Here is a 12394-nt window from a genome sequence, read left to right on the forward strand (position 1 = left end):
CCGCTGCACCGGGCCGCGCGCAGCACCGTCGCCCCGCAGGACCGCGCGGCCGTGCTCGACGCGCTCGCCCTCGCCCCGCCCGGCGCCGCCCCCGCGGCGCCCGATCTGCACGCCGCCGTCCGGTTCGCGCATCCGTCCTGGTACCGGCGGCTCACGTTGGACGCGATCGCGGGCATCGTCGAGCAGGCGCAGATCGTCGGCCTGGTCGCGGGTGGGGCGCTGACCTCGGCCGGCCGGGCCGCGCGCACCACCGATCCCGCGCAGGCGATGGCGGCGGCGCTGCCGAGACCCGTCGAGGAGTTCCTCCTCCAGGCCGACCTGACGCTGACCATCCCCGGCCCCACGACGCACGACTTCGCCGCGGCGGTCGCGCTGGTCGCGGATCTCGAGTCGGCCGGCGGCGCCGCGGTGTACCGCGTGACGGATGCCTCGGTGCGCCGCGCGCTGGACGCCGGCCGCACGTCCGCGGAGGTGCACGCCTTCTTCGTGGCGCACTCGGTGACGCCGGTGCCGCAGGGACTGACGTACCTGGTCGACGACGTCGCGCGGCGGCACGGCGCGCTGCGCGCGGGCGTCGCCGGCTCGTTCCTGCGCTCCGACGACCCGGCGCTCATCGCCGCGGTCCTCTCCTCCCCCGCCGCCGAGGCGCTCGCGCTGCGGGCCGTCGCCCCGACGGTGCTCATCGCCCAGGTACCCCTGTCGGAGCTGGTCGCGGGGCTCGCCGCCGCCGGCTTCACGGCCGCCGCCGAGGACTCGCGGGGGGTCGTCGTCGATCTGCGGCCCCCCGCCATCCGCCTGCCGTCGCCGCGGCCGCGTCCCCCGGCCGCGCAGCCGACGCTCGAGCAGCTCGCCGACGCGGCGGTGCAGATCCGGCGGCAGGACGCCCCGTCGGACGACGGTCCCCGCACGTCCGGCCCGGAGCTGATGGCGCTGCTGCAGTCCGCCGCGGGCGAGGGCCGCCCGGTACGGCTGGGCTACGTGGACGCGAACGGGGTGTTCACGCGGCACGTCGTGGTGCCCGAGTCGGTGCGGCACGGGCAGCTCGCCGCGCTCGACGGTGACGCGACCCGCCGGTTCGCCCTGCACCGTGTGACCACCGCGGAGCCGGTGGAGTAGCTCAGACCAGCTCGCCGCGCTTGCGGGTGAGGTAGGCGCGCTCAGCGGTGTTGCCGGTGGCGGCGATCGCCGCGTCGTAGGCGTCCTTCGCCTCCGCGGTGCGCCCGAGCTTGCGCAGCAGGTACGCGCGGGTGGCGTGCCAGGGGTGATAGCCGTCGAGCGGCAGCGGGTCGACCAACGCCAGAGCCACCTCCGGCCCATCGAGCTCGGCGACGGCGATCGCCCGGTTGAGTCGCACGACCGGGGATCCGTCGATGACGAGCAACTGGTCGTACAGCGCGACCACCTGCGCGTAGTCGACGGCGTCGGCGCTCGGCGCGTCGGTGTGGACGGCGCCGATCGCGGCGAGGATCTGGTACCGCCCCGGCCTGTTCCGCACCAGGCATTCGCGGACCAGGTCGTGGCCCTCGGCGATGGCGGCGCGGTCCCAGCCGGCGCGGTCCTGTTCGTCGAGCGGGACGAGCTGGCCGCCGCGCACGCGCGCCTCGCGACGGGCCTCGGTGAGCAGCATGAGCGCGAGCAGGCCGGTGACCTCGGGGTCGTCGGGCAGCAGTCCCCGCACGAGCCGTGCCAACCGGATCGCTTCGCCCGTCAGCTCGGCGCGGATCGGCGCGCCGTCGCCGCTGGCCAGGTAGCCCTCGTTGAAGACGAGGTAGAGCACCGTCAGCACTCCGTCGATCCGGTCGGGCAGGTCGGCGGCCGCCGGCACGCGGTACGGGATGCGGGCGGCGGCGATCTTCTTCTTGGCGCGGGTGATGCGCTGCCCCATCGTGGTCTCGGCGACGAGGAAGGCGCTCGCGATCTCGGGCACCGTCAGGCCGCCGAGCAGGCGCAGCGTGAGGGCGACCCGCGCCTCGGGCGCGAGCGCCGGGTGGCAGCAGGTGAAGATCAGCCGCAGCCGGTCGTCCTCGACCGCGCCGGTCGGCTCGGGGCCGGAGTCGTCGTGGATCATCTCGGCCGCCCTGTGCTTGTTCTCGCGCTGGTTCTCGCGCCGGATCCGGTCGATCGCGCGATGGCCCGCGGTGGTGGTGAGCCAGGCGCCGGGGTTCGGCGGGACGCCGGAGGTGGGCCACTTCTCTGCGGCGGCGAGGATCGCCTCGCCCGCCGCCTCCTCGGCGATCGTGATGTCGCCGAAGCGGCGGACGAGCGAGGCGATGACCCGGCCGTACTCCTCGCGGAAGACCCGGTCGAGCGCGGCGCCGGCGCCGGAATCGGTCATGCCAGCCCGTCGAAGGCCCGGACCTCGACGGTGCCGCCGCAGGCCTTCGAGCCCTCGGCCGCGAGCCGCAGCGCGACGTCGAGGTCGGGGGCGTCGATCACCCAGAAGCCGCCGATGAGCTCCTTCGACTCGAGATACGGGCCGTCGGTGATGATCGGCTTGTCGCCGCGGCCGTCGACGACGGTGGCCGTGGTCGCCTCGGCGAGTCCGCCCGCGAACACCCAGTAGCCGTCGGCCTTGAGCTGCTGGTTGAAGGCGTCGGTGCGTGCGAAGGCCTCCTCCATCGCCTCCTTGGTGCCGTAGTCGCCGAAGTCGCCGCGCTCGACGGGTCCGTGCACGGAGAGCAGGTAGTGCGTCATGATCGTGTTCCTCTCGGTCGTCGGGCCGCCCCGGTGGGCGCCCTTCACCCTCACTACGAACGCAGGCGTACCGATACGACACCACCCCGGGAGATTCTTCGCAGCGCCGATGTCGAAATCCGTCGGCCCCGTTCGTGGAAGGGGTAGGACCCGCCCATCCCGGGCGCCGTCACCACCGCTGAGGAGCACGCCATGAGCACCATCGCCCCCACCACCGCCCCCGCCCGCACCGACCGCCTGCCCGTGTGGAAGCACGGCGTCGGCGCCGCGGTCGGCGCCTCGGTCGCCACCACCGCGATCGCCGCCGTCGCGTCCGCCGCCGGCGTCAGCTTCGCCGGGCCCGACGGTTCCTCCATCCCCCTGCTCGGGTTCGCCCAGCTCACTTTTGTCTTCTCGCTGATCGCCGTGGGCATCGCCGCCGTGCTGGCGAGGCGCGCACGGCGCCCGCGCTCCACCTTCGTGCGCACCTGCGTAGTGCTGCTGGTGCTGTCGCTCGTGCCGGATCTGACCTTCGGGTTCGACGCGGCCTCCGCCGCGGTGCTGATCCTGACGCACCTCGTCGCGGCGGCGATCGTGGTGCCGGTGCTCGCCCGTCGCCTCACGCGGCACAATGGATAGATGACCGACGGACCCCTCATCGTCCAGTCCGACAAGAGATAGGGCCGAAAACACGTCTACCAGCCATTTCTCCAGCGGAATGGTTCTGACTGTCCTCGTGTTTTGTGAGGAGACGCTCCGTGTTGCGGGATTCTTGCGGGATCGGAAGCCGCCCCGCGACCTGCAAAGATCATCGGCCATGATGCCGTTTTCGGGGACATGACGACCGCCCCTCCCCACCACCCCCGCGCATGTCCCACCCCACGGGCAGGCTCGTGCACATGGATCAGCGCGCGCTCATCGCCCTCGCCGTCGCCCACGGCTGGCGGCTGGACACGTGCCGCCGCCACCTGCGGTTGATCCCACCGCCGTGCCGCCACGATCTGCCCGTGCTCGTGCTCGCGCGCACGCCCTCGGATTGGCGGGGTACGCGCAACCTCGCCGCGCGCCTACGCCGCGCGGGCGTGCCCGTACCTCATCGGGGCGGTCGCTGCCCGTGACCGAGCGGAGCGAGGTGCCGCAGGCGACCTCGCCGACCGTCCCCCTCCACCGCGCCCGCGCGGCCCTGTCCGCGCTCATCGCCGCGTGCGAGCGCGAGCCGATCACCCTGACCCGCAACGGGCACGCGGTCGCCGTGCTCGTGCACCCGAGCGTGGTCGCGGTCGAGGACGAGCCCATGCTCACCCCGTCGGCACGCCCTGGCCGCGCTCGACGGGGCGTTAACGAGAGCATGGGGGATCGTCCCCGCCCTCGATACGCGCTGGTGGAGAGCCAGCGAAGTAATGGCACTACATCGACATCCGCTGGAGATCGTGCAGCGCGTCAATAGCGGTCGATACCTGGGTAATAGCCGAGGAACGAGAGGACAGCGAGGTCAATGGTCGTAGAGGGAGTGTTCACGAAACCACTCGACCCCACCCGAGGAATATAGTTCAGCACGCCCCCTGCATAGTCCCAGCATTCCTCTGGCCTGTCGAGGTCCACAGCGACTGCACTCAATCCCGCCTCCCAGACCACCGCCATTTTGCCCGGGTCTGGAACGTACTCCGCCCCTTCAAGAATGCTTTCGAACTTGCCATGTTCAAACTCGTCCGGCGCGAATATCCCCGTGCGCTCACTCCACGTCCGAATCTCGTCAACAGGCACGATCATGTCCCCATGGCTCTGAATGACAATCTGAAACGCTCCGTGCACCAGACGGTAGAAGTCCTGTACATCTTGTGGCAACCGCGTCCCGAATCTAGAGGTTTCGATTTCCTTTCGTGAAACATTAGGGAAACCGAAACAAGCAATCCCGCTATCTGCGTCCGACGTGGAGTCGGGCCCCTGAATCAGATAGAGTAGACCATAATTCGTTTCACGCCCCTCCTTAATCAGGGAAACTGGTGCCACGAGCGCGTGTTCGCGGATGACCTCGCGTAGGAATTTGAAGCTGTCGGGAAGCACCTCTTGCCAGCGATCGGCTACCAGAGCCGCGTTCTCACGAGCGTCGCGCGCCTGGCCCCTCCACCAAGTTTCAGCGTATGCATCCGAATCGGATAGCTCGATCCGATCTGCAACTCCTCGAACTCCTTCGACATTTACACGTTCGACCAGCTGTGCCGTGTCGATAGCGCCCTCCTCGGATCTACGTTGTAGTCACCAGCCTAACCGCTTCGGAGAGTAGCTCCTTCGCGAAGGTGGGATCGATGGGGTTAGCCTGCGGCTTGTAAGAAGGGTCGGAAGTGGCCAGAACGACGACGGCATGATAGTCGTCGGTCCAAGCTGCAAACGTAAAATTGTCGACTGTCTCCTTAGCCACAGTTCGCGTAGTGGTACGAGTAGCCACAGTGTCGACTCCTGCCACCTTTGGCGACTCGGCAGGCGAGATGATGCTGTAGCTGCCGTCGCCGTACGCAAGCGACATTCGTTCGCACGCCTGATCGCGAGGCGTACGCGATGCGTTACTTGAAGGAATCTGCTGAGCGTTAATACTATACCGCACCCCCTCAATCTGAGCATTCACTGTGCTGATTTTCGCGCCAAGCAGGCGCTGCGAATTGAATTTCTGCTTCCCCTGGCAAGTCGAAGGAGTGACGACTGCCTCATCACTTGCCGCGAGTGCCGTCACGTCGGCCTGCCCGAGGGTCTTCTCACTCTTCGCTACATGCGTGCCTACAGGGAACTTCGAGACTATCGACTCGACCTTCTGCGGCGTGAAGGTGGCCGACTTCAGCTGGTCATCGTTGTCGCTATTCAGCAACCAGACGACACCCCTGCCCCAGCGACGATCGCAGCTGCCATTCCCGCTGCGACCCAAACTCTAGACTTTCGCGCCAAAGCAGAACTCGCTTCAATGCCTGACGACCCTAGGTCGTCAGAAGCCGAATGCTCGATGGGTTCGGTTTCGTCGCCGCTCCCAGGGACTTCGTTGCTCACGTGTTCATCTCCTCGATCATTGGCTGGTGGGTCAAGATGTCGCACCCACCAGAACGCCACCTGCCGCAACAGCACCAGCGCCAGCGGCAGCCGCCCCCCGCACCTGCGGCACCCGCGCCAGCGGCACCCGCCCCCGCAGCGCCAGCTCCAGCAGCTCCCGCGCCTGCTGCACCTGCGCCGACAGCCGCACAGATTCCGGCCGTTGCCACTACGCAGGCCGTACCTGCAACCACCAGTGCTCCCACACCAACGCCGACCGCAACCTTCTTCCAGTTGCGACTCCACCATCCAGCCTTGGCAGGCTCAGGAGCTGCTTGAGTCGTCGGAGCACGCACGTCAGCAGGCTTCTCAGTCTGTGTCGGCTTCGGCGGAGCTACAGGAGGCGTCTCCGTTGGCGCCTGCGGCACCTCAGTCACGGTGGGCTGCGCGGGGGTGCCTGTCGGATAGTCCTGTGTCGGTTTCGGGTATTGCTGCGGTGCTGTGGTCTCAGGGACCTGCGGGGCAGTAGTCTGCGGGGCAGTCGCGGTGGTGAGAGTTGGGGTGACGACAGTCGCCGTGAAGTCAAGACATCTGCCGTGCGTTCCTGGATCGCAGCTCTCGTGGATCAGGAGGTGGGCGTGCCCAGCATCGAGAACGCCCACGGCCTACTCCGCATGGTGCTCGATGCAGCAGTGGAGGATGGGCGGCTCCCCCGCAACCCCGCTGCGGGGATCATGCTGCCGAAGCGCACCCACCCTGATCGCGGCTACCTCTCCCACCAGCAGCTTCGTGAGTTGGCGGAGCACTGCGAGGATGATGGGCTCGTGGTGTTGACGTTGGGCTACACAGGGCTCCGATGGAGCGAGATGTCCGCGCTCCGCGTCATGGACGTGGACCTGGCGCGGCGACGGATCAACGTGAGCCGCGCTGTCGTGGAGGCGAGCAAGCTCGACTGGAAAACACCCAAGAGCCACGAGCGCCGCAGCGTGCCCTTCCCCCAGGCGCTCGCCGACCTACTCGCCGACCATGTGAGCGGCAAGGGGCGGGAGGACTTGGTGTTCACCAACACGCGGGGGACCGTGCTGCGGGTCGGCACGTGGCGCAACAGAGTGTTCCGCCCCGCCCTCGCTCGATGCCGCGCCGACGACGAAACCTTCCCCACCTTCACACCGCACGACCTACGTCACACCGCTGCCTCGCTTGCCATATCAGCGGGCGCAAACGTCCTCGGCGTCCAGAGGATGCTCGGGCACTCGAAAGCCTCGATGACGCTCGATGTGTACAGCGACCTCTTCGACTCTGACCTCGACGCCGTAGCAGCGAACCTCGACGCCGCGATCACCGCGCTCGACGCTGACGCTCCCGCCGCCAACTCCTGCGGGATCGCTGCGGGATCGGAGCCTGACTACGAGCCTTTCACCTGGGACCCTGGACCTTCTACCAGCACAGATACGGACGGAGACAACTAGATGACCGACGGACCCCTCATCGTCCAGTCCGACAAGACGCTCCTACTGGAGGTCGACCACGAGCTGGCGGGCGCCGCGCGCGCCGCGATCGCGCCCTTCGCCGAGCTCGAGCGCGCCCCGGAGCACGTGCACACCTACCGCGTGACGCCGCTCGCGCTGTGGAACGCGCGGGCCGCCGGGCACGACGCCGAGCAGGTGGTGGACGCCCTCGTCAGCTTCTCCCGCTACCCCGTGCCGCAGCCGCTGCTGGTCGACGTGGTCGACACCATGAGCCGCTACGGACGGTTGCAGCTGGTGAAAAGCCCGGTGCACGGACTCACGCTCGTCTCGCTGGACCGGGCGGTGCTGGAGGAGGTGCTGCGGCACAAGAAGATCGCCCCGATGGTGGGCGCCCGCATCGACGACGACACCGTCGTGGTGCATCCGTCCGAGCGGGGCCATCTCAAGCAGCTGCTGCTCAAGGTGGGCTGGCCCGCCGAGGACCTCGCCGGGTACGTGGACGGCGAGTCGCACCCCATCGCGCTGGACACCGAGTCCGACCCGTGGGAGCTGCGCGACTACCAGAAGGTCGCGGCGGATTCGTTCTGGCTGGGCGGTTCCGGGGTCGTCGTCCTGCCGTGCGGCGCGGGCAAGACCATGGTCGGCGCGGCCGCGATGGCGCGGGCCCAGGCCACGACCCTGATTCTGGTGACGAACACCGTCGCGGGGCGGCAGTGGAAGCGGGAGCTGCTGGCGCGGACGTCGCTCACCGAGGAGGAGATCGGCGAGTACTCGGGCGAGAAGAAGGAGATCCGCCCGGTCACCATCGCCACCTACCAGGTGCTCACGCGGAAGTCTAAGGGCGAGTACAAGAATCTCGACCTGTTCGACTCGCGCGACTGGGGCTTGATGATCTACGACGAGGTGCACCTGCTGCCCGCGCCCGTCTTCCGGATGACCGCCGATCTGCAGTCCCGCCGGCGACTCGGGCTCACCGCGACCCTCGTGCGCGAGGACGGCCGCGAGGGCGACGTCTTCTCACTCATCGGGCCGAAGCGCTACGACGCGCCGTGGAAGGACATCGAGGCGCAGGGGTGGATCGCGCCCGCCGACTGCGTGGAGGTGCGCGTGACCCTCACCGAGAACCAGCGCATGCAGTACGCGACCGCCGAGCCCGACGAGCGCTACCAACTGGCGTCCACCGCCCCGACGAAGGTGGCGGTGGTGAAGTCGATCCTCGAGCGACACCAGGGCGCCCCCACGCTGGTGATCGGCGCCTACCTGGATCAGCTGGAGCAGTTGGGCCGCGAGCTCGACGCCCCGGTCATCACCGGCTCGGTGAAGAACAAGGACCGCGAGGCGCTGTTCGACCGGTTCCGGGCCGGCGAGATCTCCACGCTGGTGGTGAGCAAGGTCGCGAACTTCTCCATCGATCTGCCGGAGGCTTCCGTCGCCGTGCAGGTCTCGGGCACGTTCGGCTCGCGGCAGGAGGAGGCGCAACGCCTCGGTCGGCTCCTGCGCCCCAAGCACGACGGCGGCACGGCGCACTTCTACTCCGTCGTCTCGCGCGACACCCTCGACGCCGACTACGCCGCGCACCGCCAGCGCTTCCTCGCCGAGCAGGGCTACGCCTACCGCATCGTCGACGCCGACGACATCCTCGGCCCCGCCATCGGCGAAGCGAACTGACTCACGCCGCCTGTTCCGGCGCTCTGGACCGGTGGACATGTCCGCTCGGTGTTCGGGTCTCGACGGTGTGCCGTCCGCTCGGGTCGTCGATGACTGCGCTGTGCCAGCCGGTGGCTTCCTTGGCGTAGTTGCATGCGGCGCACAGGCCCTGCCCGTTCGCGAACTCTGTCTGTCCGCCGTGCGCGTGTGGGGTGATGTGATCGATGTGGCTGATGGGTGCGTCGCAGTACGGGGTGCGGCAGTACCGGTCCCGTGCTCGGATCATCTCCGCCAGCCCGTCGGGGAAGCACCGCGCCCTCGAGTCCATCCCGACCACCGCACCCGACTCGGGCGCGATGAACAACCGTTTGACCCAGGCGACGCCCGCGGCGGTGGCTTTCCCGATGAGGTTGCGGGCGATCTCCGCCGGCATCGTCCCGCCGCCGTCCAGGTGCGCCGTCCCGGGCCGGTCACCGAGGAGCACTGTCGCCGGGATTGTCAGGTTCACCAGCACCGGCTGCCCTTCCGCAGCTGCCCGGCCGGTGAGCCGGGCGAACGCGGTATCGGCCATGACCTGCCCTCGGGTGCGCACGTCCCCGGCGACCCCGACCACGGTGTCCGCGTGCCGGCGCAACGCCGCGTAGACGCCGACGCCCTGCGCGACCGGCAGCAGTAGCGACACCCGCGCCATGCCCTCGGGCAGCGGGCGGATGGTCACCGTCCGGTCCTTCTCCGCCCACGCGTCCCGATCGACGGTGCCCCGCCCGTCCAGCGCGTACGCGGCCTGCTTCACGCGGGCGGCGAGCTGCTTGAGGCCCATGCCCGCGAGCGTCGTCGGGTCGGAGCACAGCTGCTCGTCCGCGCGGCGCCGGTCCGCGTCGTCCAGGTGCGATAGGCCGGCGACGATCACCGGGACGGCCTCCGGTGACAGGTCGCCCTCGCGCAGCCGGGCAAGGGTGTGCGGCAGGTGCTTGTCCAACTCCACCGCCCGCGCCAGGAACTTCGCGCCCGTGTGCGGCGACAGATGCAACGCCAACCCGACCTCCGCGGCCACCCCCTGCTGCCACCGGTCCTGCGGCAGCCCGGCGGCGATCCGCTCGCAGACCCGCTCCCGCAGCAGCTCGACCGCTAACCGGTACTGCTCGAACACCGTCCGGCAGCGCCGCTGTTCCATCGAACGCAACCGCTCGGCCGCACCGTCGCCAGACCCCGGATCGGGCGGCCGATCATCCTCTACGCCAGCATCTTCCTCCATGGCCCGACGCTACATCGACCCACTGACAAGTTTTCGATCTCTGCTCGATAGTCGAACATCTTCGTCGAAGAGACGAGGTACCTACGAAGCGGCCGGCGAGTCAGACCGCCGCGTCCTCCGCGTCGATATCGGGGCGGGTCCACGCGAGGATCATGGCGGGCGTCGTCATGCCGATCAGCACCGCGACGAGGGTGAACAGGCCCGCGGCGTAGTGCCACGACGGATTCCCGTCCGGCTGCGCGACCACCGAGGTGACCACGGTGTACGCGACTGCCAGCAGCACCAGGTTCCCCATGACGGTGAATCCCATGGACCGGGCCTCGTTGCGCTGTTCGACCTCCCACTCGTCCAGCGCGGTGGCGGGGGCATCGCCCTGCCTACCCGAGACGATCTGCACCATCACCCAGATCGGAACGCTAACCAGGTACGCGGGCAACCAGAGCAGCGGCGCGTTGGGTACGTCGAAGTGGCACAGCACCGCGACGACGAACATGAAGAGATAGTTGATGAGCAACACGGCGACCAACAGTCGTCGCCGTGAACGGGTGCGCAACGATGGGAGCAGCGTAGACCACCGCTCCTCGTTCTCCCGGAACTTCCGGGCGCGGCGCTCCTGGTAGCGGGTGATCAAGCTCGTCGTCATCGTGCTACACCTCTTTCGTTGCGTCCGTACAGCTCTGCTGACAGGGGCCCGAATTCGCTGCGGGAGAACACAGCCTCGACCGGCAGGTCGAAGACCGCGCACACGCGGAACGCGAGATCGAGGCTGGGATAGTGATCCCCACGCTCCAACGCGCCCACCGTCTGCGGGTTGACATTGATTGCCGCCGCCAACTCCTTCCGGGTCATCCGGCGCTCGGCGCGAAGCACTCCGATGCGATTGAAGATGGGGAGCGAACCCTCCCGTTTCACCGGACTCATGCAACCTATTGTTAGGAAAACCCAACACTCTGTCAAGAGAGGCATGCACTTCATGCTTCCGGCCGCGTGGCCGCGCCCTACAGCGACCGCAGCGCCGAGGCCGCGGCGTGCCAGCCCACCATCCCGTGCACGCCGGGCGCACCTGCGGCGGAGGAGCACAGGAAGACGCGGTCGGTGAGGCGGTAGGGGTCGACCAGCTTCGGCCGGCGCACCAGCTGCGCGGGCAGGGCGGCGCCGGCGGCGATGTCTCCGCCGACGAGGTTGGCGTTCCCCGCCTGTAGGGCCGCCGGCCCGACCGAGCGCACCTCGACGATCCGCTCCCGCAAGCCGGGCGCGTGCCGCTCGACCTCGGCGACGATCGATGCGGTGAGGTCGCCCGGGAAACCGTTGGGGCAGTGCGCGTACATGGACACGGGCACGAGTGGACCGGCGCAGCGCGACGGATCCGCCACGTACTGCTGCGAGAGGATGATCACGGGCCGCTCGGGCATCCGGCCGCGGTTCACCATGAGCTCCTTGCGCGCGATCTCCCGCGCCGTGCCGCCCAGATGGACGAAGGCCGACCGTCGGAGTTCCTCGTGCGCCCAGGGGATCCCGCCGTCCAGCACCAGATCGACCTTGAACGCCGCGGGCCCGAACCGCCACTGCCGCACCCGCCGGCGCAACCACCCGGGAGCACGATCGCCGAGCAGGTCCCGCGCCGCGGGCAGGCCGGTGTCGAGCATCACCAGGTCGGAGTCGGGCAGCGACGTCACCCGCTCCCCCGTCCGGATCGTCCCGCCGTGTGCCACGACGATGGCGGCCAGTGCGTCCGAGATCCGCTGGGAGCCGCCGATCGGCACCGGCCACGGCCGCGCGCCGGAGAGCAGGTACCCGATCGACGACGTCATCGGCAGGTGCTGCGGACTGATGGAATGCGCGGCGACCCCGGCGAAGACGGCGCCGCCCGTCCGCCCGAGCGCGGCGGCGGTGACCGCCGCCGGGAGGAGGAACCGCGGTCCCCACCGCGTCGCGACGACGGGGTGACGCGGCACGTCCGTCATGGGGCCGAAGAAGACCGGCATGACCTCCGGCCCGCAGTCCGGCACATCGGCCAGGGTGCCCACCGCGTCCGCCGGGTCGGGCGAAAGCGGATGCGCCACGTCGATCTCCGCCGTGCCCCAGTCGATCTCGACACCCACGTCGCGCAGGGCCGGCGAGGCGTACGCGAGGGGATGCCCCGTCGAGAACCGGTCCATCACGGTCCCCCGCAGCGAGTCCGACCGGCACGCTCCACCGAGGGTGGTCGAGGCCTCGAGCACGGTTACGTCGAGGCCCACGCGCGCCAGCGACGCGGCAGCGGTGAGCCCGTTGGGACCTGACCCGACGACGACGGCGGTTGTCATGCCCCCACGGTAGCCACGCGGACCACTAG

Annotated in this window: 14 protein-coding genes; 6 read left to right on the top strand and 8 right to left on the bottom strand. The window is 69.3% G+C overall.

Translation table 11 applies throughout. The annotated features are described in order from the left end of the window. A partial coding sequence (locus FK529_RS03110) for a helicase-associated domain-containing protein (RefSeq protein ID WP_166436372.1) occupies positions 1–1116 on the top strand: 1116 nt, incomplete at its 5' end. A gap of 1 nt (position 1117) precedes the next feature. Here FK529_RS03110 and FK529_RS03115 read toward each other — a convergent pair. Continuing rightward, a complete protein-coding gene (locus FK529_RS03115) occupies positions 1118–2335 on the bottom strand; it encodes an RNA polymerase sigma factor (RefSeq protein ID WP_146559566.1) in 1218 nt (405 codons plus the stop codon). After that, positions 2332–2694: a YciI family protein gene (locus tag FK529_RS03120; protein ID WP_146559568.1), complete on the bottom strand. Its 363-nt coding sequence runs from the start codon at positions 2692–2694 to the stop codon at positions 2332–2334. Before FK529_RS03120 ends, FK529_RS03115 begins: the two co-directional genes overlap by 4 nt. 192 nt (positions 2695–2886) lie before the next feature. Here FK529_RS03120 and FK529_RS03125 point away from each other — a divergent pair, with 192 nt between their 5' ends. The 3 genes from FK529_RS03125 to FK529_RS03130 all read left to right on the top strand — a co-directional run bounded on the left by FK529_RS03125 (position 2887) and on the right by FK529_RS03130 (position 4120). Then, complete coding sequence (locus FK529_RS03125; protein ID WP_231702901.1) at positions 2887–3312, top strand: DUF6069 family protein; 426 nt, start codon at positions 2887–2889, stop codon at positions 3310–3312. A gap of 260 nt (positions 3313–3572) precedes the next feature. Further along, positions 3573–3791 carry a hypothetical protein gene (locus FK529_RS19950; protein WP_158635033.1) on the top strand — a complete coding sequence of 73 codons (219 nt, stop codon included), beginning with the start codon at positions 3573–3575 and terminating at the stop codon, positions 3789–3791. After that, complete coding sequence (locus tag FK529_RS03130; protein ID WP_158635034.1) at positions 3788–4120, top strand: type II toxin-antitoxin system Phd/YefM family antitoxin; 333 nt, start codon at positions 3788–3790, stop codon at positions 4118–4120. The genes FK529_RS19950 and FK529_RS03130 overlap by 4 nt, the downstream gene beginning before the upstream one ends. Here the strand turns inward: FK529_RS03130 and FK529_RS03135 are convergent. Next, positions 4114–4737, bottom strand: coding sequence for a hypothetical protein (locus tag FK529_RS03135; RefSeq protein ID WP_146559572.1), 624 nt, complete (start codon positions 4735–4737; stop codon positions 4114–4116). The genes FK529_RS03130 and FK529_RS03135 overlap by 7 nt on opposite strands. A gap of 181 nt (positions 4738–4918) precedes the next feature. Further along, positions 4919–5533 carry a DUF5642 family protein gene (locus tag FK529_RS03140; protein WP_146559574.1) on the bottom strand — a complete coding sequence of 205 codons (615 nt, stop codon included), beginning with the start codon at positions 5531–5533 and terminating at the stop codon, positions 4919–4921. 793 nt (positions 5534–6326) lie between these two features. Here FK529_RS03140 and FK529_RS03150 point away from each other — a divergent pair. Both FK529_RS03150 and FK529_RS03155 read left to right on the top strand, forming a co-directional pair. After that, positions 6327–7157 (top strand): tyrosine-type recombinase/integrase, encoded by an 831-nt coding sequence (locus FK529_RS03150; RefSeq protein WP_231702902.1) that lies wholly within the window; start codon positions 6327–6329, stop codon positions 7155–7157. Next, on the top strand, positions 7158–8825 hold the full coding sequence (locus tag FK529_RS03155; RefSeq protein ID WP_146559578.1) for a DNA repair helicase XPB: 1668 nt from the start codon (positions 7158–7160) through the stop codon (positions 8823–8825). A 1-nt stretch (position 8826) separates the two neighbouring features. Here the strand turns inward: FK529_RS03155 and FK529_RS03160 are convergent, their stop codons facing one another. The 4 genes from FK529_RS03160 to FK529_RS03175 all read right to left on the bottom strand — a co-directional run bounded on the left by FK529_RS03160 (position 8827) and on the right by FK529_RS03175 (position 12365). Next, positions 8827–10059 carry an HNH endonuclease gene (locus FK529_RS03160; protein WP_146559580.1) on the bottom strand — a complete coding sequence of 411 codons (1233 nt, stop codon included), beginning with the start codon at positions 10057–10059 and terminating at the stop codon, positions 8827–8829. Positions 10060–10159: 100 nt separating this feature from the next. Further along, positions 10160–10702, bottom strand: coding sequence for a hypothetical protein (locus tag FK529_RS03165; protein ID WP_146559582.1), 543 nt, complete (start codon positions 10700–10702; stop codon positions 10160–10162). Then, positions 10699–10980, bottom strand: coding sequence for a helix-turn-helix transcriptional regulator (locus tag FK529_RS03170; RefSeq protein WP_146559584.1), 282 nt, complete (start codon positions 10978–10980; stop codon positions 10699–10701). Before FK529_RS03170 ends, FK529_RS03165 begins: the two co-directional genes overlap by 4 nt. A 77-nt stretch (positions 10981–11057) precedes the next feature. Continuing rightward, complete coding sequence (locus tag FK529_RS03175; RefSeq protein ID WP_146559586.1) at positions 11058–12365, bottom strand: phytoene desaturase family protein; 1308 nt, start codon at positions 12363–12365, stop codon at positions 11058–11060. Between the last annotated feature and the right edge of the window lie 29 nt (positions 12366–12394).

The sequence above is a fragment of the Tsukamurella asaccharolytica genome (assembly GCF_007858435.1).
GTDB classification, from domain to species: domain Bacteria; phylum Actinomycetota; class Actinomycetes; order Mycobacteriales; family Mycobacteriaceae; genus Tsukamurella; species Tsukamurella asaccharolytica.

Coding starts and splice junctions, on each gene's coding strand:
- FK529_RS03120 (WP_146559568.1), bottom strand. CDS start 2,694: ATGACGCACTACCTGCTCTCCGTGCACGGACCCGTCGAGCGCGGCGAC.
- FK529_RS03115 (WP_146559566.1), bottom strand. CDS start 2,335: ATGACCGATTCCGGCGCCGGCGCCGCGCTCGACCGGGTCTTCCGCGAG.
- FK529_RS19950 (WP_158635033.1), top strand. CDS start 3,573: ATGGATCAGCGCGCGCTCATCGCCCTCGCCGTCGCCCACGGCTGGCGG.
- FK529_RS03165 (WP_146559582.1), bottom strand. CDS start 10,702: ATGACGACGAGCTTGATCACCCGCTACCAGGAGCGCCGCGCCCGGAAG.
- FK529_RS03155 (WP_146559578.1), top strand. CDS start 7,158: ATGACCGACGGACCCCTCATCGTCCAGTCCGACAAGACGCTCCTACTG.
- FK529_RS03175 (WP_146559586.1), bottom strand. CDS start 12,365: ATGACAACCGCCGTCGTCGTCGGGTCAGGTCCCAACGGGCTCACCGCT.
- FK529_RS03125 (WP_231702901.1), top strand. CDS start 2,887: ATGAGCACCATCGCCCCCACCACCGCCCCCGCCCGCACCGACCGCCTG.
- FK529_RS03170 (WP_146559584.1), bottom strand. CDS start 10,980: ATGAGTCCGGTGAAACGGGAGGGTTCGCTCCCCATCTTCAATCGCATC.
- FK529_RS03160 (WP_146559580.1), bottom strand. CDS start 10,059: ATGGAGGAAGATGCTGGCGTAGAGGATGATCGGCCGCCCGATCCGGGG.